General features: G+C 70.1%; 19 protein-coding genes and 1 tRNA gene. 6 read left to right on the plus strand and 14 right to left on the minus strand.

All coding sequences use genetic code 11. From position 1 onward, the window contains the following. Window positions 1–102: 102 nt before the first annotated feature. The 4 genes from ACFVU2_RS00005 to ACFVU2_RS00020 all read right to left on the minus strand — a co-directional run bounded on the left by ACFVU2_RS00005 (window position 103) and on the right by ACFVU2_RS00020 (window position 5,574). Window positions 103–2,130 carry a right-handed parallel beta-helix repeat-containing protein gene (locus ACFVU2_RS00005; RefSeq protein WP_387869619.1) on the minus strand — a complete coding sequence of 676 codons (2,028 nt, stop codon included), beginning with the start codon at window positions 2,128–2,130 and terminating at the stop codon, window positions 103–105. A gap of 83 nt (window positions 2,131–2,213) precedes the next feature. After that, entirely contained in the window at window positions 2,214–3,143 is a 930-nt protein-coding gene (locus ACFVU2_RS00010; protein WP_387869621.1) for a carbohydrate ABC transporter permease, read from the minus strand. Next, entirely contained in the window at window positions 3,143–4,120 is a 978-nt protein-coding gene (locus tag ACFVU2_RS00015) for a carbohydrate ABC transporter permease (RefSeq protein WP_387869623.1), read from the minus strand. Before ACFVU2_RS00015 ends, ACFVU2_RS00010 begins: the two co-directional genes overlap by 1 nt. A gap of 92 nt (window positions 4,121–4,212) precedes the next feature. Then, window positions 4,213–5,574 (minus strand): extracellular solute-binding protein, encoded by a 1,362-nt coding sequence (locus ACFVU2_RS00020; protein ID WP_387869625.1) that lies wholly within the window; start codon window positions 5,572–5,574, stop codon window positions 4,213–4,215. 173 nt (window positions 5,575–5,747) lie between these two features. Between ACFVU2_RS00020 and ACFVU2_RS00025 the strand changes: the two genes are divergently transcribed. Then, window positions 5,748–8,951 carry a GH92 family glycosyl hydrolase gene (locus ACFVU2_RS00025; protein ID WP_387869627.1) on the plus strand — a complete coding sequence of 1,068 codons (3,204 nt, stop codon included), beginning with the start codon at window positions 5,748–5,750 and terminating at the stop codon, window positions 8,949–8,951. A 73-nt stretch (window positions 8,952–9,024) separates the two neighbouring features. Here ACFVU2_RS00025 and ACFVU2_RS00030 read toward each other — a convergent pair whose 3' ends face one another. Then, the gene (locus tag ACFVU2_RS00030; protein WP_387869629.1) at window positions 9,025–10,197 is read right to left on the minus strand and encodes a serine hydrolase domain-containing protein; all 1,173 of its coding nucleotides are present in this window, start codon (window positions 10,195–10,197) and stop codon (window positions 9,025–9,027) included. 108 nt (window positions 10,198–10,305) lie between these two features. Between ACFVU2_RS00030 and ACFVU2_RS00035 the strand changes: the two genes are divergently transcribed. From ACFVU2_RS00035 to ACFVU2_RS00045, 3 genes are all read left to right on the plus strand, one after another. After that, window positions 10,306–11,361 carry a LacI family DNA-binding transcriptional regulator gene (locus tag ACFVU2_RS00035; RefSeq protein ID WP_387869631.1) on the plus strand — a complete coding sequence of 352 codons (1,056 nt, stop codon included), beginning with the start codon at window positions 10,306–10,308 and terminating at the stop codon, window positions 11,359–11,361. A gap of 61 nt (window positions 11,362–11,422) precedes the next feature. Beyond that, a complete protein-coding gene (locus tag ACFVU2_RS00040) occupies window positions 11,423–12,022 on the plus strand; it encodes an RNA polymerase sigma factor (RefSeq protein ID WP_387869633.1) in 600 nt (199 codons plus the stop codon). Beyond that, the gene (locus ACFVU2_RS00045; protein WP_387869635.1) at window positions 12,019–13,629 is read left to right on the plus strand and encodes a PQQ-binding-like beta-propeller repeat protein; all 1,611 of its coding nucleotides are present in this window, start codon (window positions 12,019–12,021) and stop codon (window positions 13,627–13,629) included. Before ACFVU2_RS00040 ends, ACFVU2_RS00045 begins: the two co-directional genes overlap by 4 nt. 95 nt (window positions 13,630–13,724) lie before the next feature. Here ACFVU2_RS00045 and ACFVU2_RS00050 read toward each other — a convergent pair whose 3' ends face one another. Genes ACFVU2_RS00050 through ACFVU2_RS00080 form a run of 7 tightly spaced genes read right to left on the minus strand, consistent with a single transcriptional unit; the run spans window position 13,725 to window position 21,604 of the window. Next, window positions 13,725–14,807 carry an Lrp/AsnC family transcriptional regulator gene (locus tag ACFVU2_RS00050; protein ID WP_387869637.1) on the minus strand — a complete coding sequence of 361 codons (1,083 nt, stop codon included), beginning with the start codon at window positions 14,805–14,807 and terminating at the stop codon, window positions 13,725–13,727. Further along, window positions 14,741–15,652 carry an alpha/beta fold hydrolase gene (locus ACFVU2_RS00055; protein WP_387869639.1) on the minus strand — a complete coding sequence of 304 codons (912 nt, stop codon included), beginning with the start codon at window positions 15,650–15,652 and terminating at the stop codon, window positions 14,741–14,743. Before ACFVU2_RS00055 ends, ACFVU2_RS00050 begins: the two co-directional genes overlap by 67 nt. Before the next feature lie 14 nt (window positions 15,653–15,666). After that, window positions 15,667–16,839, minus strand: a complete 1,173-nt coding sequence (locus ACFVU2_RS00060; RefSeq protein WP_387869641.1) for a M24 family metallopeptidase — start codon at window positions 16,837–16,839, stop codon at window positions 15,667–15,669. A gap of 46 nt (window positions 16,840–16,885) precedes the next feature. Further along, window positions 16,886–17,800, minus strand: a complete 915-nt coding sequence (locus ACFVU2_RS00065; protein ID WP_387869643.1) for an ABC transporter permease — start codon at window positions 17,798–17,800, stop codon at window positions 16,886–16,888. Next, window positions 17,797–18,759, minus strand: coding sequence for an ABC transporter permease (locus tag ACFVU2_RS00070; RefSeq protein WP_387869645.1), 963 nt, complete (start codon window positions 18,757–18,759; stop codon window positions 17,797–17,799). The genes ACFVU2_RS00065 and ACFVU2_RS00070 overlap by 4 nt, the downstream gene beginning before the upstream one ends. Before the next feature lie 20 nt (window positions 18,760–18,779). After that, window positions 18,780–20,396 (minus strand): ABC transporter substrate-binding protein, encoded by a 1,617-nt coding sequence (locus ACFVU2_RS00075; RefSeq protein WP_387869647.1) that lies wholly within the window; start codon window positions 20,394–20,396, stop codon window positions 18,780–18,782. Further along, window positions 20,396–21,604, minus strand: coding sequence for a dipeptidase (locus ACFVU2_RS00080; protein WP_290473436.1), 1,209 nt, complete (start codon window positions 21,602–21,604; stop codon window positions 20,396–20,398). Before ACFVU2_RS00080 ends, ACFVU2_RS00075 begins: the two co-directional genes overlap by 1 nt. Window positions 21,605–21,771: 167 nt before the next feature. Here ACFVU2_RS00080 and ACFVU2_RS00085 point away from each other — a divergent pair, with 167 nt between their 5' ends. Both ACFVU2_RS00085 and ACFVU2_RS00090 read left to right on the plus strand, forming a co-directional pair. Then, on the plus strand, window positions 21,772–22,776 hold the full coding sequence (locus ACFVU2_RS00085; RefSeq protein ID WP_387869650.1) for an ABC transporter ATP-binding protein: 1,005 nt from the start codon (window positions 21,772–21,774) through the stop codon (window positions 22,774–22,776). Continuing rightward, window positions 22,763–23,815, plus strand: a complete 1,053-nt coding sequence (locus ACFVU2_RS00090) for an ABC transporter ATP-binding protein (protein WP_387869652.1) — start codon at window positions 22,763–22,765, stop codon at window positions 23,813–23,815. Before ACFVU2_RS00085 ends, ACFVU2_RS00090 begins: the two co-directional genes overlap by 14 nt. Before the next feature lie 63 nt (window positions 23,816–23,878). On the opposite strand, the gene ACFVU2_RS00095 is transcribed toward ACFVU2_RS00090, so the two are convergent. Both ACFVU2_RS00095 and ACFVU2_RS00100 read right to left on the minus strand, forming a co-directional pair. Then, window positions 23,879–23,951 (minus strand) — tRNA-Thr (locus ACFVU2_RS00095). A gap of 90 nt (window positions 23,952–24,041) precedes the next feature. After that, entirely contained in the window at window positions 24,042–24,737 is a 696-nt protein-coding gene (locus ACFVU2_RS00100) for a TetR family transcriptional regulator (RefSeq protein ID WP_387869654.1), read from the minus strand. Window positions 24,738–24,747: the final 10 nt, after the last annotated feature.

Raw genomic sequence — 24,747 nt, forward strand, 5'->3', positions numbered from 1 at the left:
CGCCGTTTGTTTGTGTTTTGTGGGTCCTTCTGTTGGCCGGGGGGGGGGGGGGGGGGGGGGGGGGCGGCGGGCGGGGGGGGGCCCGCCCCCCCACGCTGCTGGTCACTTCGAGATCGTGATGGACCCGAGCTCGATGGACCACGCGGTGGTGGCGCTGATGGTCGCCCTCAGGTACTTCGTGCCCGTGGGCAGCGTCGCCGTGGGCGTGAACGTCGTCGACGCCCACCCGTTGGTGGTCGCCGCCGGGGTGGTGTGCGTCGTGGCGACGGTCGTCCACGTCGTGCCGTCCGGCGACGAAGCGAACGCGAGCTTCGTCAGGTCGGCGCTGAACTCGTAGGCGGTGGCCGAGAAGGACTTCATCCCGTCGAACAGCCAGGTCACCGATCCCGCCGAGCCGTTCGAACGGGAGAACCGCGATGCGTCCCCGTTCATGTTGCTCAACGGCGTCGTGGTATCCAGGATCATGTTCGACGTGTGCGACGAGCTCACGAGCCATCCGCTCGCGTCGTCGACGAGCGTCGGCGCCTCCGTGATGGTCTGGGCCTCGTGGAACCCGCGGCTCGGCGCAGCGCTGGCGGAGACCGTGCGACCGAAGTAGTCGTGGCCGCCGTTCGCTGCGACGACCGCGCCGCTGCCGATCGCCGGAGACGTCGACTGGAGCTGGTACCCCGTGACCGAGGAGAGACCGGTGGGGGCGGCCCCGGCCGGCGAGACCAGCTTCGGGTCGGTGGTCAGCTTGTGGGCGTCCGCCGGCTCGCCCGCGGGGTGGCTGCCGTAGAACACGTTACTGTCGATGACCGCGCCCGCGACGTTCGGGTACAGGTAGTCCCCGCTGCCGTGGTTCTCCACGATGTTGTCGCGGAAGCTCCACGCGCCCGTCGTCGTGCCGTCGCACCCGTCGCAGAAGATGGGCTTCGAGGTGGCACCCGACGGGATGTACACGGTGTTGTTGTAGATGTCCGTCCCGGTCGGCACCCCGTACGAGAAGGTGAAGACCCCCTTCACGCCGCCCCAGCCGTCGTTGACGCTGAGGTTGTAGCGCACGACGAGGGTCGACGAGTAGCCGCCCATCATGAGCAGGAAACCGCCCTGGTTGTCGTGGCTGTAGTTGTACTGGAAGACGGTGTTGACATTGAGCAGGTCGGAGTCGAAGCCCTGGCCGTCGGTGTCGTGGGTCAGCGTCCCGTAGACCTCGTTGTACTGGACGGTCGTGTTCATCGAACGGGTCGGCCAGAGTCCGGCCGAGGCGGCCTCCGTCGAACCGACGATCGTCTTCTGACCGGGGTTGCCCACGACGTTGTTCTGGAGCAGCGCGCCGTCGGTGCCGAAGGTCAGGATGCCGTCGCTGTCGACGTTCTGCACGGAGTTCTGCTCCACCACGACCCCGGTGCTGAGCGCCGACTGCGTCAGTGCGTACGGGGTGGACGTGTAGTAGCTGGCGTCCCAGAGCACGATGCCGGTGCGGCCCAGGTCGTGGACCGTGTTGCCGACGATGTGGACGTTGCTGAAGCTGTCGGACGCACCCTCGGCGAAGACGACGATGCCGCCGTTGAGGTGAGCATCGACGTCGGAGCAGTTGAAGCAGCCGTTGACGTCGTGCACGTTCGTGTTCTGGATGGTGATGCCGTTCAGCACCCCGCCGCCCGCGTTGTCGACGAGGATGCCGCTCCGGGTGAGACCGGGCGCCGCGAGGGTGCCGAAGTTGCTGGTCCCCGAGTCGTTGACGACCTCCAGCGAGCGGATGGTCCAGTCGTGCTGGTTCTTCAGCAGGACCGCTCCCCCGCCGGCCAGCGAGCCGCCGTCGATCTTCGGAGCGGATCCGGTGCCGTACGCGTCGATCGTGATCGGGCTGGCGGCGGTGCCGGAGCCGAGGGGGTGCAACTGGCCGGCCCAGCTCTGCCCGCGCTTGAACAGGATGCTGTCTCCGGCGGCGAAGGTCGTGGCGTCCACCTTGGCCAGCGACTTCCACGCGGTCGCCTGCGTGGTGCCGGCGGCCGTGTCGGATCCGGCGGCCGCGTCCACGTAGTACGTGGTCCCGGCAGCCAGCGCCGGTGCCGGGACGGCGACGACGGCGGCCGCCGCGCCGATCCCGACCGCCGCGGCGATCGCGAGGGCTCTCATTCGGAACATGGTGATTCCCTTCTTGTCTGCGTCAGCGCGCGGCATCGTCGCCGTGCGCCGTGGTGCGACCGGGCAGGTGGAGCGTGGCGGCGTCAGTCCTTCATTCCGGACGAGAGGCTCACGCTGGCGAGGAACTGGCGCTGGAAGATCAGGAAGAGCACGACCGGCACGATCGTGGCGAGGAAGAGCGCCGCCAGGAAGACCGACAGCTCCGACGTCTTCTGCACGACGGGCAGCGCCACCGAGATCGGCTGGAGCGAGGTGTCCGTCAGCACGAGGGAGGGCCAGAGGTAGTCCTTCCACGCGGCCACGATGGCGAGCAGCGAGACGACGCCGAGGATGGGTTTGGAGAGCGGCAGCACCACGTACCAGAGCACCCGGAGGGTGCCGGCGCCGTCGAGCTGCGCGGCCTCCATCAGATCGCGGGGCAGGGCCCGGAAGAAGGTGCTGACGACCAGGACGCCGAACGCGTTTGCCGCGGCGGGCAGCCAGACCGCCCAATAGGTGTTCTGCAGGCTGATGCCGAACGGCGGCAGATCGATCACCGTCAGATAGAGCGGGACGAGCGAGACGACGCTCGGCAGGAAGAGGGTGGCGAGGATCGCGCCGCTCAGGAGGTTGCCCCACTTGGGCCGCAGCACCGCGATCACGTAGCCGCCGAGCACCGAGACCGCGAGGTTGGCGATCCAGGCGCCGACGGCGACGATGACGGTGTTGCCGAGGTACCGGCTCACATCCACCTGGCTCCACGCCTGGAGGTAGTTGCCCCACTGGTCCGCGTGCAGCCACACGGCGAGAGGGTCGCGCAGCACGTTCTGGGTCGTGTTGAGAGAGGCGAACAGCAGCCAGAGCAGCGGACCGGCGCCGGCGATCAGCACGCCGGCGAAGACCAGACTCTGGACGACGCGGACGGTCACGCGGGTGCGCGCGCGCCCCATGTCGTGACGCGAGACGAACGAGCCCTCGGCGACGGCGTCGCGGCGACGGCGCCGGGCGCCGGATGCGGTTTCGAGAACGGCCATCAGTCCGCCCACCTCCTGGTCAGTCGGAAATACCCCACGGAGAGCAGGCCGAGCACGACCGCGAGCATCACGCTCAGGGCGGTCGCGGCGCCGTAGTCGCCGTCGAGGAACGCGTACTTGTAGAGCAGCAGCAGGACGGTCGTCGTCGCGTTCTGCGGGCCTCCCCCGGTGAAGAGGAACGGCTCGGTGAAGATCTGGGCCGCGCCGATGATCTGCAGCAGCAGCATGATCATCACGATCCCCCGGATGGAGGGGATGGTGATGTGCCAGATGCGCGATCCGATCCCGGCGCCGTCGAGCTCCGCGGCTTCGTAGAGCTCGGGGCGCACGGACGCGATCGCCGCGAGGTAGATGAGGATCGACGTCCCCGCCCCCGCCCAGGTGGCCTCCAGGACGATCGACGGCATCGCCGACGACACCGCGTTGAGCCAGGGCTGGGGCGGGATGCCGACCATCCCGAGCAGGCTGTTGAACATGCCGGCGGACGACGGGTCGTAGAAGACCTTCCAGAGCAGGATGGCGACGACCGGCGGCACGATGACGGGCACATAGGCCAGCAGCGAGTACAGCCAGCGGCGGCGCATGGTCACCGTCGAGAAGATCACGGCCATCAGGAGCGGGAGCGGGAACCCGAAGAGGATGGCCAGCAGCGCGAAGTAGAGGGTGTTCAGGACGGCCGTGCCGAGCAGCGGGTCGTGCAGCACGTAGGCGAAGTTGTCGAACCCGATCCAGTCCGGGGACGCCACGTAGTTGTTGCGCTGGAAGCTCATGATCACGCCGCGCACGATCGGGAGCCAGGAGAAGTAGAAGAAGATCAGGATGACCGGCAGCGCGAGCAGCAGGGTCGTCAGTCCGCCGCGGGTGCGCCAGCGGCGGAAGCGTCCGGGCCGCGGCCGGCGTGCCGGCGCGGCCGCCTGCGCGGAGGGGGTGACGGCCGTCCGTTGCCGGGGCGGTCGCTCTTCGATCGTGCGTGCCATGTCGTCTTCGTCTCTCGTGCCGCGCCTGCGCGGCGGATGGATGGGGAGGCCCCGGCGGCGAACCCGGTCGCGTCGCCGCCGGGGCCCGTCTCTCAGCGGCCCAGCTTGCCCTGGACCGTGGTCGCGGCGCTCTTCAGGAGCGCGTCGATGTCGGCGTTCTTGTCGGTGAGGACGGCCTGGACGACCGGGTCGAGCGCGGCGTACACGTCCTGCGCGTTGGCCACCGGCTCGGCTTTGACGGTCTGCTTGGCGGCGCGGTCGAGGTACGGCTTGAAGTTCTCCACCGGCACGTTGTTCACCGTGGAGACCCAGTCGAGGTACTGCGTGTACTTCGCGTCGCTGACGGCCGAGAGACCGGGGATCGCCACGGGGGCACCCTGCGCTGCGGCGGCCTCGGCGGCCTTCACCGCACTGTCCTTGTCGGTGTACTTGTCGAGGTAGACGTACTTGATCCAGTCGACCGCGGCCTCCTTCTGGGCGTCCGTGGCCTTCGGGTTCACGATCTCGATGTTGCCGCCGGAGAGGGTGATCGGGTCGTCGCCGGTCTTCGCGGTGGGGAGGGTGGAGAAGCCGAACGCCTCCGGCGCCATCTTCAGCTGCTGCGTCAGCGTCCCGAACGCGTCGGACTGGATCACGAACATGCCGACGTGGCCGGCCGCGAAGTCCTGTGCGATGTCGGAGATGCCGACCAGGGCGTTCGCCCCCATCGAGTCGTCCGTCCAGCGGAGGTCCTTCAGGTACTGGAGCGCATCCTTGGTGGGCGCGGCATCGAAGGTCGCCTTCGTGCCCTCGGCGTTCTCCATCGCGCCGCCGCGCGTGTACGTCTCGGCGGTGAGGATCCAGCCGCCCATGTTGTCCTTGGTCAGCTGCGAGAAGCCCGCCTGGCCGGTCTTCTCGGTGATCGTCTTGGCCGCCGCGCGCACGTCGTCCCACGTCGTGGGCGGGGTGTCGGGATCGAGGCCCGCCTGGGTGAAGAGATCGCGGTTGTATGCGAGCCCGAGCGCGTAGGCCGAGGTCGGGATGCCGTAGGTCTTGCCGCCCTTGCTGGCGAGGTCGACCATCGTCGCGTTGAGCTCGTCCTTCACGCCGGCGCTGTCGAGGGCCGACGTGATGTCGGAGACCTGACCGCGCTTGATCAGGCCGGCCATCTCGGTGAACGGGACGCCGATCACCGTCGGGAGGTCGCCACCGGCGAGCTTGGCCTGGAAGGTCTGGGAGTCCCAGCCGGTCTCGCTCGTCGTGATCTTCCACTTCGGGTGCAGCTTGGTGAAGGCGGCGACCTGCTCCTTGAAGAGCGCGAGCTCGGCGGTCTGGGACGCGGCGGGCTGGTTGCCGATCACGAGCTCGACCGCGGAGTCCTCAGCGCTCGGGCTGGCGGAGCAGCCGGCGAGGGAGGCGGTGAGCGCGACGGCGGCGATGCCGGCGACGGTCGCGGCGATCCGGGTCAGTCTCATCATTGAAACCTTTCATAGGTGTTCGGGGGTCAGTCGACGGTGTACGGGTATTCAGGTGCTGTGTTACGGAACGCATGTTGCCAAAGCGCTTTATCATCGACAAGATGAAGCATGACGATTTCGACCCGACGTGTCAAGTGGCGGATCGAAAAGCCTCGAAGGAGCAGCCTCGCATGACCTCTCTCACCCTCTCGCCGTCCCCCGGGCCGGACCGGGCGACCGCGGCCGCCTCCGGCGCCGGGCTGCTGACGGACGCCCCGCTGCGCGCCTCCTGGACCGGAGGCGCCGCACTGCTCGCCCGTGCGGTGCTGCGCGAGGAGGACACGGTTCTGGGCCCGGACGACGAGCTGCGCTACGCGATACTGCCTGCTCTCGACGAGTCGGCCGGCATCGCGGACGCGTTCCGGGCGTCGGCCGTCGCCGTCGACCTCGTCTTCGACGACGGCGCGCGGCTGCTCGATGCGCCCCTGCTCGACCAGCACGGACTCCCGGGCTCCGCCCGCGCCTCCCTCGATCGAGCCGTCCTCACCCCCGATCAGTGGAACCTCCGGCGGTTCCCGCTCGACGCGCACGCGGGGCGCCGCGTGGTCGCGATCGAGGTCGTCGTCGATGCACCTGAGCCGACCGGACCGGTGTCCCCCGAACTCGCCGCCTGGATCGACGGCGTGGGAATCCGGCCGGCGAGGAGGCTCCCTGCCGACGCGACGCCCGCCGATCTGGTGCTCACCACCCGCGGGACGCAGTCCTCCCCGACCGCCTCGCGCGGCAACACCATGCCGTTCGCCGGGCTCCCGCACGGCTTCACCCTCGTCTCGCCGATGACCGACACCTCCAACGCCCACTGGAACTATGCCTGGAACCAGCATTCCGAGCACGGCCGCCTCCCCCGCCTGCGCGGACTCGCCATCTCGCACACGCCGAGCCTGTGGGTCGGCGACCGCGGCGTCCTGCTCCTCTCCGCCTCCCGAGGCCCCGGCGAGCCGGGCCAGGCGGGCACCGCCTTCGACCACGACGACGAGAGCGCGCGGCCCCATCGCTACGACGTGCGCCTGGCCGACGGCACCGAGGCCGCGGTCGCCGCCACCGACCACGGCGCGATCTTCCGGTTCGATCTCGGCGCGGGTGCCGATGACGCCCGCCTGGTGCTGAGCCGGCTCGACGGGGGTGCGTACACCTGGGATCCCGACGCGCCGCAGGGCATCCGTGGCCACGTCGACGGGCACGGCCCGCACACCTCCCGCCTCCCCCGGCTGTACTTCGATGCCGCGGTGGACGGACGCGTGGAGTCGGCGACCGTGGAACAGGACGCCGACGGCGGCCCGGACCGCGCCGTGCTCCGCGTGCGACCGGATGCGGACGGCGTGATCACCGTGCGCATCGGCACCTCCTGGATCGGAGCGACCGAGGCCAGAGCGGCGCGCGAAGCGGAGCTGCCGCCCTCGCGCACACTCGACGACGTCGCCACCACCGCGAAGCGCGCCTGGAACGCGCTCCTCTCGCGGGTGCAGGTCGAGGGCGCGACGGACGATCAGCTCGTCACGCTCTACTCGAACCTGTACCGCCTCTTCCTCTATCCGACATCCCTCACCGAGGGTGCCGGCGCGGACGAACGCTACGCGAGCCCTTTCATCGACGACGCCGACGCCGACGGACCGGAGCGCAGCCGCTCGGCGGTCCGGCCCGGCCGTATGTTCGCCAACAACGGCTTCTGGGACACGTACCGGACCTCCTGGCCGGCCTACCTGCTGCTCGCCCCCGACCGGGTCGGCGACCTGCTCGACGGCTTTCTCCAGCACTACCGCGACGGCGGCTGGACCGCCCGGTGGAGCGCACCCGGCTATCTCGACGCCATGGTCGGCACGAGCTTCGACGTGATCTCCGCCGACGCCGTGGCGACGAACGCGATGGGCTTCGACGCGGCCACGGCCTACGACGCGGCGCTGCGCAACGCGACCGTGCACCCGCCGACCCGGTTCGTCGGCCGCAAGGGCCTCCGCTCGACGCTCTACCGCGGGTATGTCGCGAACGACCTCGACGAAGGCCTCTCGTGGACGATCGAGGGCGCGATCAACGACTTCGGTCTGCACGTGCAGGCCGCATCCCTCGCCCGGCGGGCCCCTGGTGGCAGCGGGGAGCGCTCACGGTTCGACGCCGAGAGCCGCTACTTCCACTCCCGCGCGCTCGCCTACCGCAGGCTGTTCGACGCCGAGACCGGTTTCCTCCGCTCGCGGACGCCCGAAGGAGCATGGGAGGAGCCGTTCGACCCCGCCGTCTGGGGCGGCGGCTACACCGAGACCAACGCGTGGGGCATGGCCGTCAGCGCCCCGCACGACGGCGCCGGTCTCGCGCGCCTCCACGGCGGCCCGGAGGGGCTCGGCCGCCTGCTCGACACGTATTTCGCGACGCCGGAGACCGCCCTCGACGAGCTGCGCGGCACCTACTCCGCGGTCATCCACGAGATGACGGAGGCGCGGGACATCCGGATGGGCATGTTCGGCCTCTCGAACCAGCCCGCGCACCACATCCCCTACATGTACGCCTTCGCGGGAGCGCCGCACCGGCTGCAGGCGATCGTGCGGGAGTCCCTCGCGCGCCTCTTCACCGGTTCCGAGATCGGCCAGGGGTATCCCGGCGACGAGGACAACGGCGAGCTGTCGGCCTGGTGGCTCTTCTCGGCCATGGGCCTGTACCCGCTCGCCCCCGGCTCGGGCGAGTACGTCGTCGGCTCGCCGCTCTTCCCGCGGATGACCATCGCCATCCCCGGTGCGGGGACGCTCGAGATCGTCGCCGACGGCCACTCCGCCGACAACGTCTACGTGCAGTCGCTGACGGTGGACGGCGAGCCGTGGGGATCGCTGGCCCTTCCGCAGGCGCGGGTCGCCGGCGATGCGCGCCTGGTCTTCACGATGGGCCCGGAGCCCTCGGACTGGGGTGCGTCGCCGGAGGCCCGCCCGGCGTCGGTGAGCGACCTCGGCCTCCCGATGCTCGACGATGCGCTGCGGGACGCCCGCGTGGTCGCCGACGGGTCGGCCATCGCTGCGCTGACCGACGACATCGGTGAGACCGTCATGACCCTCGAGACGGGCGAGTCCGCGGTGTGGGAGTTGCGGGAGGCCGCCGCTCCCGAGCTCGCGACGCTGACGATGGCCGAGTCCGGGCGCTACGCGTGGCGGCTGGAGAGCTCCCACGACGGCGTCGCCTGGAGCGTCGCCGACGAGCGCGACGAGGAGTACGTGTGGGAGCACCAGCTGCGCGTCTTCGCCGTCCCCGCGTCCGCCTCCGTCTCTGCCGACCGGCCCGCCCCGGCCCGCTGGTGGCGACTGACGGCGCTCACGACGCTCCCCCTGGAGCAGGTGGAGCTCCTCACCCCCTCCTGAGATTTGGACCGAATGTGGTGAATGGCGGGGGCATTCGCGACATTCGGTGCAAATCTCTGGCTGGGTGCGGCGGTCAGAGGCCGACGGTCTTCTCGACGGCGGCGAGCAGGGGGATCCAGCGCGGGTCGAGGGAGCCTTCCGGGTAGAGCATCCGCTGGCTGACGAAGCCGAAGGCGACACCGGTCTGGGGATGCGCGAAGCCGAGACGCCCGCCCATGCCCGAGTGGCCGAAGGAGCCGGGCCCGATCATCGGGTTGAGCGGGTTGCTGATCTCGAAGCCGAGACCCCACGTCGCCGGTAGGGGCGTTCCCCCGACGCAGTCCGGCAGGAACGCGTCGGCCGCCTGGTTCTCGGCCGCCTGGCGCACGATCTCGTCGGACAGCAGCCGCACCCCCTCCACCTCGCCGATGCAGGCGGCGTACATCGTCGCGAGGCCGCGGGCGTTCGTCACACCGTTGCCCGCGGGGATGACGGCCCGGCGGAACTCCGGCTGATTGAACGGCTCCGTGCCGAGCCGGTCGTCCACGCGGGCGAAGATCGGGGGGAGCTGCGCGGCGGATCGCCACGCGGCCTCGCAGACGTCGCCGACCGGCTCGGGAGGGCGCGGCGGCGCTTCGACCAGGCGCGTCAGGCTGGGCAGGTAGCGGTCGTCGGCGGAGGCCGGCTGACCGATCCAGAAGTCGACGCCCAGCGGATCGGCGACATGCGTCGCGAAGTACTCCCCCACCGGCATGCCCGAGACGCGGCGGACGATCTCGCCCACGAGGAAGCCGAAGCTGAGCGCGTGGTAGACCACCCACTCCCGTGGCGCGTACTGGCTCGGCTGCGCTGCGAGGGCGGAGGTGACGGCGTCCCAGTCGGTCGCGCCCGTGATCGGATCGAGGTCGATGTACGGGAGGCCGACCCGGTGGGTGAGCACGTCCCGGACCGTCAGCGCCTCCTTCCCCGCGGCGCCGAACTCGGGCCAGTGCTGTGCGACGCGGTCATCGAGTCCGACGAGCCCGCGGTCGACCAGCTGGAGGAGGCAGACCGTCGCCGCGCCCTTGGTGATCGAGAAGCCCAGCGTGACGGTGTCGCGCTGCCACGGCGAGCCCGACAGCGGGTCGGCACCGCCCCAGAGATCCACCACGACCTCGCCGTGATGGCGGATGCTCAGGCTCCCGCCCTCGTCCGGCTCGCTCCCGAGCGCTCCAGCGAACGCGTCCCGCACCTCGCGCCACCCGGGCGCCACGAATCCATCGACCATGCGGTCACTCTACAAGAAATCGCCAAAGCGCTTTATCATCGACTGGTGGCGCGAACCCGCGCCTGGATAGGATGCGCTGAGATCCAGTGCAGGAAAGGGGGCCGATCCGTGGAGTCCAAACCGGTCAGACTGGTCGACATCGCCCGCGCCGCCGGAGTCTCGCTGGCGACGGCCTCCCAGGTCATGAACAACTCCGGCCGGATCGCCGACGCGACCCGCCAGCGCGTGCTCGATGCCGCCCAGCGGCTGGACTACCGGCCCAACGCCCTCGCGCGCGCCACCGCATCCGGCCGCAGCCGCACCATCGGCATCCTGGCGGAGAACGCCTCGGGCGCCTTCTGTATGCCCGTCCTCGTCGGCACCAACCGCACGCTGAGCCGCTTCAACCTCGCCAGCGTGCTCTACGACGCGGCGCACAGCGTGGACCTGCGCCACGCGCACTTCCGGGAGCTGCAAGCCCGCCAGGTCGACGGGATCGTCGTGATCGGCGACGGCGCCGACGGCGTCAGCCAGTCGATCACGCAGGAGTTCTCCGGCCCGGTCGCCTACGCCTTCGGCAAGTCGAGCGACCCGGCCGACACCGTCTTCCTGCCCGACGACGAGCAAGCGGGCAGGCTCGCCGCCGAGCACCTCATCGGCCTCGGCCGCACGCGCCTCGTCCACGTCAGCGCGGAATCCGAGCTCGCCACGGTCGCGGGTCGTGCCCGCGGTTTCGCCGCCGCGCTCGAAGCGCACGGCCTGCAGCCTGCGCACGAGACCGTGTTCGGCACCTTCTCGCGCGAATCCGGGTTCTACTCCGCCCGCCGCCTGATCGACTCCGGCGTGGAGTTCGACGGCGTCTTCGCCGGCAACGACGCGATCGCCGTCGGTCTGGCCGCCGAGCTGCAGGCCGCCGGACGACGCGTCCCGGACGACGTCGCCGTCGTCGGCTTCGACAACACCGCGGGCCAGGCCGGCGAGCGCGAGCTCTTCCTCACCTCCATCGACCCGCAGCTGGCCGCCGTGGGCTCCCGCGCGGTCGAGTGGCTCGTCGCGCAGCTCGAGGACGACCAGGACGCCGACGCGATCGTGCCGTCGGTCGAGTGCACCCTGGTCACGGGCCGCTCGACCGTGGGCGGCTCGCCGACGCCGCGTTCGCTCGTCCTGGAGCAGCTGCTGGCCTAGCCTTTCGCAGGGGGCCGACCGACCGGATGGAACCTTTTCGGCCGATCGGACACTAGGGGATATGAACAACGCTGGAACGGACGAGGCCGACGCCTGGTCTCGGGCGCGGGACGGGGATCCGGACGCGTTCACGTCGCTCTTCGACGCGTATCGCGACCGCGTCTTCGGCCACGCCCTGCGCCTCGTGCGGCAGCCGCACGACGCCGAGGATGTCACCGCCATGGTCTTCCTGGAGGCCTGGCGCCGCCGCGACGCCGTGCGGGTCGTGGACGGCTCGATCATCGCCTGGCTGCTGGTCACGGCGAACAACACCGTCCACAACCTCGACCGGAGCAAGCGCCGCCACCGCGAGGCGCTCGCCCGGATGCCCGAACCCGCGCACCAGCCGGACCACGCCGACGACGTCGCCGACGGACTCGACAACCAGGAGCGCGACCGCCGCATCCGGGACGCGTTCGGAAACCTGTCCACCGCCGATCAGAACGTGATCACGCTCTGCGTGCTGGAGGAGCTCCCGCTCGCCGAGGCCGCGCAGACGCTCGGCGTCCCCGTCGGGACCGTGAAGTCCCGCCTCTCCCGCGCGAAGCGCCGTCTCGGCGACCTCGCCCTCGAACTTCTGGCCGATCCGGCCCAGCCCGTCCTCGAAGGAGGTGCAGAATGACCACCGCAGGCCCCGTCTTCGACCCGGCACGCAGCGCCGCACTCCGCGACATCCTCCACGAGACCGTCGCCGCCGGCCCCGCCCGTCCCTCGCGCACACGCTTCGCCCTCATCGGCGGACTCGTCGGCGCCGCCGTCCTCCTCGCCGGAGGAACCGCCGCGCTCGCCCTCACGGGCGCCCTGCACTTCGGTTCGCCGGAGCCCGTCCCCGTGCCCACCACGCCGAGCCCGAGCGTCACGCCGACGCCCACGCCGACGCCGACGGTCGCCACCCCGCGTGTGGTGGTCACCTCCGGAACCATCCTGCCCCACGACGTCGACTCGCTCCCGGCGCAGTCACGATGGGCGCTCGACCTGCCCGGCATCGACGACGGGTGCCGGATGCTGCCGCAGTCGTACGACATCAACGACGGGCTCGCGGTCATCCTGTCCGGGGCGCGGCCGAAGGAGTATGAGGGCGGACCCTGCGCCCAAGGTTCCCGTGACGAGAAGGTCGGCCTGACCCTGGTCGACACGACCGACGGCGAGATCGTCTGGCAGCGGACCTGGGAGTACGTCTCCGACCAGGCGAACGCCTCGCAGGTCACGCGGTTCCGGCTGCTGGGGACCTCAGGACGCGCGATCTTCGTGTCCACCGACGACGTGAACGGCGCGCATGACGTGATCGACCTGACGACCGGTGCGACGGTCGCGACGATCGATCCCTCGCTCACGTACGCCGTCCCCGTCCCCGGCCCGTCCGGTGATCTCGTCGTCACGTCCGATCCGACCCGGACGAGAGCGGAGAACCGAGGGACCATCTCACGCCTCGACCCGCGCGACCCCGACCACCCGCGGTGGACCACCGGCGTCGACGCGCAGTATGTGTCCGTCTCGTCGGGGACTCGCGATCCGAGTGCGCTCCCGGTCTTCTCCTCCACCGGGGACGCCGCCGGCCAGGCGGTCGCGATGGTCGACCTCGAGACCGGCTCCCTCACGAAGGTGACCGGGGTGAGCGACTTCGACCGCGGCCTCGATGCGGTGACGCTCTGGAGGGCGCCGGCGCCGGACGGCTCGGCGACCACCGTCGCGCTGGACGACACGGGGAAGCGGCTGTGGTCCCGCCCGGCGGCCGCGGGCTCGTACCTGGTCACGGTCACCACACCGGGCGCACGGCCAGGCGACGAGTATTTCGACCTTCCTTCGACGGGCGAACTCGCTGTCGTCGATCGTTCCTCGATCAGCCTGATCGATCAGCTCACGGGCGACACGGTGTGGGAGTCGTCACTGGCGGGATGCGACCCGGTCGACTTCCTCGGTGTCCCGAGCGCCTACGAGGACGCCGCACTGTCCGCGATCACCGTGCGCTTCTCGCAGGATCGCTCCTGCTCGTTCGATCGCGAGACCGGCGCGCTCCTGCCGAAAGTGGGGATTCCCTACGACTACTTCGCCGCCCTCGGCCAGCGGAACGTCTACGTGAACCCGTACGACTCGGACACCGGGACGGCGTACGACGGCGCGACGGGGGCCTCGCTCTGGACGCTCCCGCAACGAACGGGCGAGCGCTGGGCGTTCGCGGGCGGCTATCTGGTCAGGGCCTTCGGCAACCACGTGGAGTCGATCGGCTGACCTGCACGGGAGGCGACGGCGGCTCCCCGGTACGAATGAGGCCGCTCGACGGCACGCAAACGTCCCGGGGAGCCGCAGTCGCGTCCGCCGTCGCGCTAGTCCTCGGCCGAGCCGACCCCGACCTGGGTCCGCCACCAGGGCGTCTCCACGAAGCCGCGCTTGAGATACAGCAGCTCCATCGCGCCCGTCCAGCCCTCGACGCCCTCGAGCGCCGAGAGGGTGTGCGAGATGAAGTCGTTGAGCTCGGCGACCGACGGGGTGATCAGCTCGCAGAACAGCGAGTTGTCGTCCAGGATGGCCGCGAGGTACCGCACCGCCGGATACTCCGAGAGCGCGTTCGCGACGGCCTCCAGCCGTGCGGGGGCCACCCGGACGAGGAGCAGTGTCTCGGCACCCATCCCGAGCGCTGCGGCGGGCACGAGGGTCAGGATGTCGACGCAGCCCTTCGCGCGCAGGCGGTCGAAGCGGCGCCGCACGCTCGACTCGTTCATGCCGGTCTTGTCGCCGATGGACTGGAACGTGACCCGGCCGTCCTCCCGCAGCTCGGTGAGGATGCGGCGGTCGGCGTCGTCGAAGTGTGCGGGCTCGCAGTACTCCGGATCGACCAGGGAGGTCTTCTCGGTCTCGGCGGGCAGCTTCATGGTCTCGGCGTAGAGCTGTCTGCTCCAGTCGTGCCGCACCTTGTAGACGTGCATGATGATGTCGCTGCGCCAGCGCTTGATGCCCTGGATCGACTGCAGCGACTGGATGAGCTTCGGGTAGTGCGCCGCTCCCCCGGTGACGACGACCTCCGCCATGATGTCGTACTGCCCGGTGACCAGGGTGAGGAAGCGGACGTCCTCGTGGGCGACCAGCGCCGCCGCCACCTCGAGCTGCGTGCCCGGGCGGCAGTTCAGGCGCACCAGGAACGAGTCCACCTGTCCCGAGCTGCCGAGCGCGGGGACGATCGCGATGCGGACGACGCCGTCGGCGACCAGCTGCTGCCCGCGCCGCGCCACGGTCGCGGTCGAGCTGCCGACCATGTCGGCGATCGCGGTCCAGCTGGCGCGGCCGTCGTGCTGCAGCGCGACGATGATCTTGCGGTCGAGCTCGTCGAGGGTGTCGAGCGCCTTCACGCGGCCGTGCCCGACCGGGGCGGCGCGACCTGGTGCAGGAAGCCGCGTACGGTGGCCGTCCATTCCTCCGCCTCCTCGATCTGCGGCGAGTGCCCCGATTTCTCGAAGACCGCGAGCCGCGCGTCCGGGATGAGCGAGACGATCGTCTCGCTGCACGAGACCGGCGTGATCCAGTCCGTGCGGCCCACCGTGACCAGAGTCGGCGCGCTGATCCCGGGGAGAGCCCCCTTCAGATCATAGTTCGGGAGGTTCTTCGAGAAGGCGTAGTTGTGCGCTTCGAAGCGGTACGGGGTGGCCGCGACCTTGCGCTCGACCGCCTCGGGATCGTAGACGAAGTCGTAGAGCGGCAGGATCTCGCGCCAGCAATCGCGCAGGTCGTCGTCGTCGCGCACCCGGCCCTCGTCGATGCGGTCGAACTTCTCCATGTCGACGGTCACCCGGTCGGAGGCGAGCGCGTTCGCCCGGGAGAGCTCCGAGTGGGTGTTGTCCGGTGCGGTGTCGCGCAGCACGACGGCGCGCACACGCTCCGAATAGCGGATCGCGTACTCCATCGACATGAACCCGCCGTACGAGCCGCCGGCCATGATGATCTGCTCGGCGCCGATCCACTCGCGGAGGGCGTCGATGTCGGCCGCCCACTGCTCGTGGCTGAACTCGCCGGACCCTTCGCTCTCGCCCGACCCGCGCGCGTCGAACACGACGACGCGGTACTCGTCGGCGAGCCGCCCGAAGCTGGCGCGCGGTTCGGCACGCGAGCCGAGCCCGGGAGCGCCGTGGTGCGTGATGATGACCGGCGCGCCCTCGGGGCCGAGCACCTCCACAGCGAGGCGGTTGCCGTTGATCTCCACGAACTCGGCGGTGGTGGTCGCGGCGGCGAACTCCGGGGAGACGTCCTGGTTTCCGGTCACGGTGGGTCCTTTCTTCAGAGTGCGATGGTGCAGGAGTCGAGGTCGCGGGGGAAGGCGGTGAGCGGGCGGGAGCCGTCCGCGGTCACCAGCATGCTGTCCGAGATGCGGTAGCCGGCGTGCCCGGGGATGTAGATCCCCGGCTCGTTCGAGACGATCATGCCCGTTTCGAGCCCGGTCGCGTCGCCGTCTTCGAGCCACGGCGGTTCGTGCATCCCGAGGCCGATCCCGTGGCCCTGTCGGTGCCGGAGGAACTCGCCCAGACCCGCATCGCGGATCACCTCGAGGCAGTCGCGGTTGGCGTCGCGGCAGGCGCGGCCGGGGCGGATGGCACGCCCGCCGACCTCCTGCGCGAGCCGCACGGCGTCGTGGTAGCGCCGCTGCTCGGCCGTCGGCTCGCCCAGCACGAACGTGCGCTCCCCCTCGACGAAGCGGCCGCCGACGGCGCAGCCGAGCGAGAGCATGAAGGTGTCGCCGTGGCGCAGACGGTACCCGGAGGGCAGACCGTGCGGGTACGCGGAGTTGGCGCCCGAGTACACCAGGCCGCCCGCGAGCGGCGAGACGACGATGACGTCGTCGTGCTCCGCGTACATCGTGGCGACGCCGACCCCGCCGACGTGCGAGGCCAGCTCGGCCTCCGTCGGCAGGGCCGCGCCCGCCGTGATGCTCTCGCGCACCAGGGCGACGCCCGCCTCCAGCATGAGGTCGGTGATCCGCGCTGCCTCCGCATGCAGCGCGACCTCCTCAGGAAGCTTGATGTAGCGGGCGTGGGTCACGATCGGGGTGGCGACCGCCTCGGCGACGTCCAGTTCGGCGAAGGCCGCGTGCTGGCGCTCCCAGGTCATCGAGGTGGAGTAGCCGGTCCGGCCCGCACGACCGACCCGGGCGGCGAGCGCCCGGAAGGGCGGCACCACCCCGGGGAACTCGGCGTACGACACGATCTCGGCCCGTGCCTCCTGGCGTTCGGCGTTCTCGCGCTCCAGCTCCGGCACCAGCAGGACGGCGCCGCCGTCCGCACCGAGCCAGACCGCGACCGGCCGCTCGCAGGGGTGGTGGAAGAAGCCGGTGAGATACGCCACGTCCTCGGGCGAATCGGTGAGCAGGGCATCGAGGCCGGCGGAGCGCATGCGCTCGCGCACGCGCTCCTGCAGCCGGTCGAGCGCATCGGCGCTGAGGCGGGTGGTGAACACGGTCCTCCTTCGGACGTCGGCGGGTGTCGGCGCGTATCGGCGGCGCTCAGCGGCGCCGCGACCGCGGGTTGCGGGCGTCGTTGTACGCGATCGAGAGCAGCGTCGCCGAGAGCACGAGCAGCAGGATCGCGAGGGACGGGAACAGCGTCAGCCACCACGCGCTCGACATGGCGCCCGACTGCTGCGCCTCGTAGAGGATGCGGCCCCACGACCACACGTTCGGGTCGCCGAGGCCCAGGAAGGCGAGTCCGGCGGCCGACAGCACCGCCCGGGAGGAGGTGACGACGACGGAGACGACGATGACCGGGGTGACGGCGGGGACGACATGCCGGACGATGATCCAGATCGGCGAGGTCGTCATCAGCCGGGCGGCGTCGACGTAGGGCAGCCGCACCACGGTGAGGGCCTGCGAGCGCACCAGGCGGGTGACCTCCGGCCACGAGAACGCGGCGACGACGAGGATGATCGTCCCCGTGCTCGGCCCGACCAGCGCCGCGATGAGGATCATCAGGGGCAGCACCGGAAGGGAGAGGGTGAGGTCGACGAGCACGCTGATGAAGCCGTCGAGCCGCTGGAAGTACGCACCGACGACCGCGATGACGGTGCCGACGACGATGGCGATCGCGGAGGCGGCGACAGCCACCAGGATGCTCTGCTGCGAGCCCCACACCACTTCGCCGAAGACGTCGCGGCCGAGGCTGTCGGTGCCGAACCAGTGCGCCAGGCTCGGCGGGGCGAGCACCGGGTCGCCGTAGCTCGGCGGGTAGGGGGCGATCAGCGGCGCGGCGGCCGCCACGATCGTGAGCAGGATGAGCACGCCCAGCGCCAGCATCCCCAGGGGCTCGCGCCGGAACGCCTTCCAGGTCTGTGCGCTCGCTCGGCCGTTCCCGAGTGCGATGGGCTCGAGCCCGACCGCCTCCTCGGTGACCGTGGCCGCGTTCTGAGTGGTCGCGTCGGTCATGCCTTCTTCACTCTCGGGTCGAGGAATCCGTAGACGGTGTCCGTGATCATGTTCGCGACCACCACCGTGATCGCGAGCATCAGGAATGCGCCCTGCAGGACGGGGAAGTCGAGCTGCGTGACGGCCTCGTAGATCCCGCGACCGATGCCGGGGTATGCGAACACGGTCTCGGTGAGGACGGCGCCTCCGACGAGGAAGCCGAGCTGGAGGCCGATGAGGGTCGTGGTCGGCAGCAGCGCGTTCCGGAGGGCGTGCTTCCAGAGCACCCGCCGGTACGGCAGGCCGTTCGCCCGCGCGAGCGTCGTGTAGTCCTCTCCCAGTGCGTCGATGAGCGTCGAGCGCATCGTCAGCACGTAGGAGCCCAGCTGCACGAGCATGAGCGAGAGCGCGGGGAGGATCAGGTGGGTCGCGACGCTCCCGTACCAGGCGAGGCCGTAGGCGTCCTGGTCGTACGCGCCGCCGATCGGGAGCCAGCCGAGCATCAGCCCGAACACGAACAGCAGCAGCACGCCGATGCTCGGGACGAAGATCGACTGCCCGGTCACCCCGACGATCTGCACCAGGCGGTCGAGGAACCGCCCGCGGTGGGAGGCCGCCAGCACCCCGAGCGGGATGCCGACGACCACCGTGGCGACCAGCGCGGTGCCGGTCAGCAGCAGCGTCCACGGAAGACGCTGCATCAGCACGTCGAGCACCGGGATCGACTGCGTGAACGACACCCCGAGGTTGCCCTGGAGGAGCTGCCACAGGTAGATGCCGTACTGCACGATCAGGGGCTGGTTCAGCCCGTACTGCTCGAGCAGGGCCGCCCGCGCGTCCTCGGTCATGTTCGGGCTGGCGACGGCCAGCGCCGGGTCTCCGGGCAGCAGGCGCAGCAGGAGGAACGTCACGGTCACGGCGAACCAGATCGTGAGGAGCCCCCGGCCGAGCCGTGGGAGGAGGAACAGGAACCGGGACACGCGGGCGTACCTGCTTTCGGTTACTTGCCGGCCGGGTGAGCGCTCGCGAGCGACACCGGGTTGACGATGGAGAGCAGCTCGCTGGGCTTCGAGACGAACCCGGTCCACTTGGAGCTGTGCGCGAAGTACAGGTTCTGCGTGTACATGATGTTGTCGTACACGTTGTCCCGCACGATCTTCGCGGCCTCGCGCATCAGCTTCACCTTGGCGTCCTTGTCGGTCGTCGCGGTGCCCTGTGCGATCAGGTCGTTGAGCTTCGCGTCGTCGACGTAGGTGTAGTTGATGGCTCCGCCGGGGAGGTACGCGAGCGTCATGTTCGTCACCGGGTCGTCCATGATGGCGAAGTTGCCGGCGTAGATGTCGAAGTCGCCCTTGTTGGTCATCGCGAGGTACGTGTTGCGCTCCGTGCCCTGCAGCTCGATCGTGATGCCCGCCTTCGCCGCGCTGTCCTTCACCAGGGTCGCCCACTGGCTCGTGACGCTGTCCTGCAGCGAGTAGATGAGGCGGAACTTCACCGGGTACATGCCGTCGGAGCCGGCGGTGTAGCCCGCCTTCTCCATCAGCTTCCGGGACTCGTCGGTGTCGAAGGCGTACTGCTTGATCGACTTGTCGTAGTAGTCCTTCAGCACCGGCATCAGCGGGCTGGAGCCGGTGGAGACGGCCTGACCCTGCAGCACGACCTTGCGGATGGCGTCGTAGTCGACGGCGTGCGCGAGGGCCTGCCGCACCTCGACCTTGGCCAGGTCCGCGTTGTTCATGTTGTAGGTCATGTGCGCATACCCGAGCCCGACGGCCTCCTCGACGGCGATGCCGCTCGTGGACTTGAGCTTGGCGACCTGCGCCGGCGGCAGCGCGTTGGCGATCACGTCGACCTCGCCGCTCTGCAGCGCCAGGATCTCGGTGTTGATGTCCGGGAAGACGCGGTACACGACCGAGGCCGACAGCGGCGTGCCGCCCTCCACCAGCGGATAGTCCTCGACGCGGTCGAGCGTGTAGCTCTGGCCGATCTGGACCTTCGTCAGCGTGTACGGCCCGGCGCTGACCCAGCCGCCGTCCTTGCCGTCGTTCGGGAACGTCGCGACCGACTCGGCCTTCTCGAAGACGTGCTTCGGGACGATGTTGCCCCAGAACCCGATCTCCTCGACGATCGACGAGTCCGGCTTGGTGAGGGTGAACTCGACCCGGGTCTTCGAGACGGCCTTCGCCGTGTCGAGGTTGGTCAGCTGGCCGTAGAAGGTGCCGGAGGGCTTGTCCTTCTTGACCGCGTTCATCGTCCAGGCGACGTCCTCGGCGGTCAACGGCTCGCCGTCGCTCCACTTCAGGTCGTCGCGGATCTCGTAGAAGCCGGTGGTGTCGTCGACGTAGCCCCACTTGGTCGCGACCTGCGGCTCCTTCGAGCCGTCGTTCGCGATGCTCAGCAAGTGCGGGTACATGAGGTTCGTGATCCAGTAGTCGCTGCGGCTGTTGCCGACCAGCGGGTTGTAGTTCACGACGTCGGTGGTGGTGGCCACCGTGAGCGTCTGCGAGCCGGCCGTCGCCGTGGAGGCGGCGGGCGGAGCGCTCGGCGCGCAGGCGCTCAGGGCGAGCGCCGACGCGGCGAGCACCGCGGCGGCGAGTGCGATCTTCCGTGGGCGCATCAGACCCACACCTCCTTCAGGACCCGAAGAGTGTTTCCACCCACGACGGCGCGGATCTCGTCGTCGGAGTAGTCGTGCTTCACCAGCCAGCCGATGATGTTGTAGAACTCCTCGGCCGGGTTCTCGAGGCCGTCGACGTACTCGACCTTCTCGTAGTCGACCGTCCCGTGCGCCTGCCCGAGGGACAGGTTCGACGAGAAGGCGTCGTGCAGGCCGACGTGGTCGCCGAAGAGCGTGTCGGGGCCGAAGCTGACGTGCTCGAGGCCGACCAGGTCGACGCAGTACTGGAAGTGGTCCATGACCGACTCCAGGGAGTGGCGCGGGTGCGCCGGCGAGAGCGTCGTGTGCGGCGCCGCCTCGATGCCGATCACTCCGCCGCGCTTCGCGCATTCGATGATCGTCTCGTCCGTCTTCATGCGGTTCGTCGGCCAGAGCCCGCGGGCTCCGGCGTGGGTGATGAAGGTCGGCTTCGTGGAGGCCTTGATCGCGTCGACCGCGGTCCGGTCGCCGGAGTGCGAGACGTCGATCGCGATGCCGAGCTTGTTCATCCGCTCGACCGCGCGCTCACCGAAGTAGGTGAGCCCGCCGTCGCCGCGCTCCTTGAGGCCCGAGCCGAGGGTGTTCGCCTCTGAGTAGGCGATGCCCATCTGGCGCACGCCGAAGCCGTAGAGCACGTCGAGCCGGTCGACCTCGTTCTCGATCATGGTCGACGCCTCGAGGGCGAAGACGTGCGCGATGCGGCCGGTCGCCGCGGCGTACTCGATGTCCTTGATCGTCTCGCCTTTGATGACGAAGTCCTGGTGGGCCAGGTCGGCCATCCGCACGCCCAGGTCGAAGAGCACGTCCTGGTACTTCCAGCCGGCGTCGCTCGAGATGCAGCAGGTGCCGTCCATCCCGTTGTCGAAGACGGCCGTGATGCCCGAGCGGCTGAGGCCCTCGTAGCCGGTTGGTTCGCGACCCTGGCGGATGTGGTCGCGCAGCTGCGTCATGTCTTCCGGGAAGACCTGCACGTGGTCGTGCAGCGAGATGACGGTGGACTCGGTCAGCAGGCGCGTGGTGCGCTCGGCCTGGGCGTCGCTGAGGCCGAGGCCGGCGTAGGCGGGCACGCGGCCGATCTGCTGGGCGTAGCGGAACTCCCGGTAGTCCTTGCCGGCCTCGAGGTAGTCGTAGGCCGTGTATCCGGTGTAGCGGGGGGAGGGGTCGAGCACGCTTTCTCCTTCGTTCCTGGTGAGGTGGTGGTCGAGGTGCGCCTGAGGCGCGACAGGACACAATCTCGCGGATATTCGGCATCTGTGTCAACATGAGTTTGAAAATTCGGCAAATTCGTTTCTTGATTGAAACATTCCGGAAATCACTCACATGCAAGGATGTCAGCGTGGACACTACGAATCCCTCCGGCGACGAGGTCTTGCGGGTACGCAACCTCTCTGTCGCGTTCACCGGCTCCGGGCCGGACATCCCGGCCGTGCGCGACGTCGACATCAGCGTGGGCCGCGGCGAGTTCGTCGCGCTGCTCGGCGAGTCCGGCTCCGGCAAGTCCGTCACCGCGCGGGCCATCATGGGCCTCGGCGACGAGTACTCCCGGGTGTCGGCCGACGAGCTGCGGCTCGGCGACGTCGACCTCCTCGCCCTGAACGACGAGGGCCGTCGACGACTGCGCGGCGAACGGATGGCTCTGGTGCTGCAGGACGCGCTCTCCGCCCTCAACCCCGTGATGACCATCGGCGACCAGATCGGCGAGCTGTTCCGGGTGCACCGCCGGGCGAGCCGCCGTCAGGCGCGCGCCCGCGCCGTCGACCTGCTCGGCCTCGTCGGCATCCCCGCGCCCTCGCGCCGGGTCGACGACTACCCCCACCAGTTCTCGGGAGGGATGCGGCAGCGCATCCTGATCGCCATGGCCATCGCGCTCGATCCCGAACTCCTCATCGCCGACGAGCCGACCACCGCCCTCGACGTGACGGTGCAGGCGCAGATCCTCGACCTGCTCTCCTCCCTGCGCGAGCAGCTCGGGATGGGCATCCTGCTCATCACCCACGACCTCGGCGTCGTGATGGAGGTCGCCGATCACGTGTCGGTCATGTACGCCGGACGCATCGTCGAGAGCGGAAGCGCGGACACCGTCTTCGCCCACCCCGCCCACCCCTACACGGAGGCCCTGCTGCGCTCGGTGCCGCAGGCCGCCCAGCGCGGTTCCGACCTGCTGACCATCCCCGGCTCGCCGCCCAGCCCCGCGCGGGTGCCACGGGGATGCTCGTTCCACCCGCGTTGCCACCTCGCCGTGGACGCGTGCGCGACCACCCGGCCTCCGCTCATCGAGGTCGCCGCCGGCAGGCGGGCCGCCTGCCTCCGATCCGAGGAGCTCATCGGTGAACTCGTCTGACCCCCGTCCCGCGGCGGTGCTCCCCCACCCCGACGAGGACGCCCGCGAAGTCGTGCTCGACGCCTCCGGCCTCGCCCGCCGCTTCCCCACCGGCTCGCGGCTGCGCCCGGCCACCGTGTCGGCGGTCGACGGCGTCAGCCTCCGGCTGCACGCCGGAGAGGTGCTCGGGATCGTGGGCGAGTCCGGGTGCGGCAAATCCACGCTCGCACGCATGCTCGTCGGCCTCGAACGCCCCGACGAGGGCACACTCGCCTATCGCGGACGCGATGTCGGCCGCGGCCGCCTGAGCGATCGCAAGCATCTCCGCCAGGGCGTGCAGATGATCTTCCAGGACCCGTACGCCTCCCTCGACCCGCGGATGACCGTGCTCGACATCGTCACCGAGCCGATCGCCGCGGCCCGCACGATGAACCGGTCGCAACGTCGCGCCCGCGCCGTCGAGCTGCTGGAGCTCGTCGGCCTCGGCGAGGACATGCTCGGGAGGTTCGCCCACCAGTTCTCCGGCGGCCAGCGCCAGCGCATCGGCATCGCCCGAGCGCTCGCCCTCGACCCCGACGTGCTCGTCTGCGACGAGCCCGTCTCCGCCCTGGACGTGTCGGTCCAGGCCCAGGTCATCAACCTCCTCGGCGACATCCGCCGCCGCCTCGGCGTCTCGATCGTCTTCATCGCGCACGATCTCTCGGTCGTGAGGCACATCGCGGACCGCGTCGCCGTCATGTACCTCGGCCGCATCGCCGAGGTCGGCGACACGGACGCCATCTACGACCACCCCGCGCACCCGTACACACAGGCGCTGCTGTCCGCGACGCCCACCGCCACCCGGGAGGGCCGCGGACGCCTGTCGCAGCGCCGCATCCTCGGCGGCGAACCCCCGTCGCCCGTCGACCCGCCCTCGGGCTGCCGGTTCAACCCGCGCTGCTGGATGGCGACCGACGAGTGCAGGGACAACATCCCGCCCCTGCGCGCATTCTCGGTCCCCGGCATCCCGCTGCGCGACGTCTCCTGCCACCACGCCGAGGCGGCCGTCCTGGCGGGGTAGCCGGAGGTCTCACCAGAAAGCCGAAAGGCCCGCGGTTCTCCGCGGGCCTTTCGTGTTCTACGGAGCCGCCCAAGGGAATCGAACCCTTGACCTTCTCATTACGAGTGAGATGCTCTGCCGACTGAGCTAGGGCGGCGTGGGCCGGGCTTCCGCTCGGCGCACAGTCAGATAGCTTACCCGATCCGAACGGGTGTTCTCGACCACGCGCGCAGTGCGGGCGGCACGATCAGTGGACCTGGGAGCCGAGCGCCTGGAGTTCGTCGAAGGAGGTGCGCAGCCGGTCGGCTAGGGGTTCCACCCCGCCGTGGTCGGCCCAGCACGACCACGCGTGACGCATGCCGGCGAACGCGACGTAGGTGACGAGGCGGGCGCGCTGGTGCAGCGCCTCCTCGTCGTCGGCGAGCGCGGGATCGTCGTGCGCGAGCCGGCGCTGGACCACGGCGCTCAGGGCGTCCTCGAACGTGTGCATGCTCGCCATGCGCTGTGCGAAGAGCTCGGGGTTGTCCTTGAGCAGGGCGCGACGCAGGGTGTGCATCTCCTGCAGGCTCGCCGCGGTGTCGCCCGGCGCCGGCTGAGCGGACTCCCCCAGCTCGCCGCCGTCGATCGCCGCGATGAGCAGGAGGCTCATCCCGTGCAGGATCGGCTCCTCGGGTCCGGCGTCGATGAACCGTTCGACGTCGTCCTCATCCGGCAGCTCCGGGAGCTCGCCGATGATGGCCGTCTCCTTCGACGGGAAGTAGTTGAAGAACGTACGGGGCGAGACATTGGCCGCATGGCTGATCTCGTCGACGGTGACCCGGTCGAAGCCGCGCTCGCTGGCGAGGGTGAGGGCTGCGAGCTGGATGGCGCGCCGAGTGGCGATGCGCTTGCGTTCGCGCAGGCCGAGTTCGGGATCCACCGCTGAGTCAGGTGCCAGAGTCACAGGAGGATTA

This window comes from Leifsonia sp. NPDC058194 (genome assembly GCF_042883605.1).
In the GTDB taxonomy this organism is placed as follows: domain Bacteria; phylum Actinomycetota; class Actinomycetes; order Actinomycetales; family Microbacteriaceae; genus Leifsonia.

Excerpts from the sequence above, each read along its gene's own strand:
- ACFVU2_RS00005 (WP_387869619.1), bottom strand. The coding sequence starts at position 2,130 with ATGTTCCGAATGAGAGCCCTCGCGATCGCCGCGGCGGTCGGGATCGGC.
- ACFVU2_RS00010 (WP_387869621.1), bottom strand. The coding sequence starts at position 3,143 with ATGGCCGTTCTCGAAACCGCATCCGGCGCCCGGCGCCGTCGCCGCGAC.
- ACFVU2_RS00015 (WP_387869623.1), bottom strand. The coding sequence starts at position 4,120 with ATGGCACGCACGATCGAAGAGCGACCGCCCCGGCAACGGACGGCCGTC.
- ACFVU2_RS00020 (WP_387869625.1), bottom strand. The coding sequence starts at position 5,574 with ATGAGACTGACCCGGATCGCCGCGACCGTCGCCGGCATCGCCGCCGTC.
- ACFVU2_RS00025 (WP_387869627.1), top strand. The coding sequence starts at position 5,748 with ATGACCTCTCTCACCCTCTCGCCGTCCCCCGGGCCGGACCGGGCGACC.
- ACFVU2_RS00030 (WP_387869629.1), bottom strand. The coding sequence starts at position 10,197 with ATGGTCGATGGATTCGTGGCGCCCGGGTGGCGCGAGGTGCGGGACGCG.
- ACFVU2_RS00040 (WP_387869633.1), top strand. The coding sequence starts at position 11,423 with ATGAACAACGCTGGAACGGACGAGGCCGACGCCTGGTCTCGGGCGCGG.
- ACFVU2_RS00045 (WP_387869635.1), top strand. The coding sequence starts at position 12,019 with ATGACCACCGCAGGCCCCGTCTTCGACCCGGCACGCAGCGCCGCACTC.
- ACFVU2_RS00050 (WP_387869637.1), bottom strand. The coding sequence starts at position 14,807 with ATGGACGGCCACCGTACGCGGCTTCCTGCACCAGGTCGCGCCGCCCCG.
- ACFVU2_RS00065 (WP_387869643.1), bottom strand. The coding sequence starts at position 17,800 with ATGACCGACGCGACCACTCAGAACGCGGCCACGGTCACCGAGGAGGCG.
- ACFVU2_RS00075 (WP_387869647.1), bottom strand. The coding sequence starts at position 20,396 with ATGCGCCCACGGAAGATCGCACTCGCCGCCGCGGTGCTCGCCGCGTCG.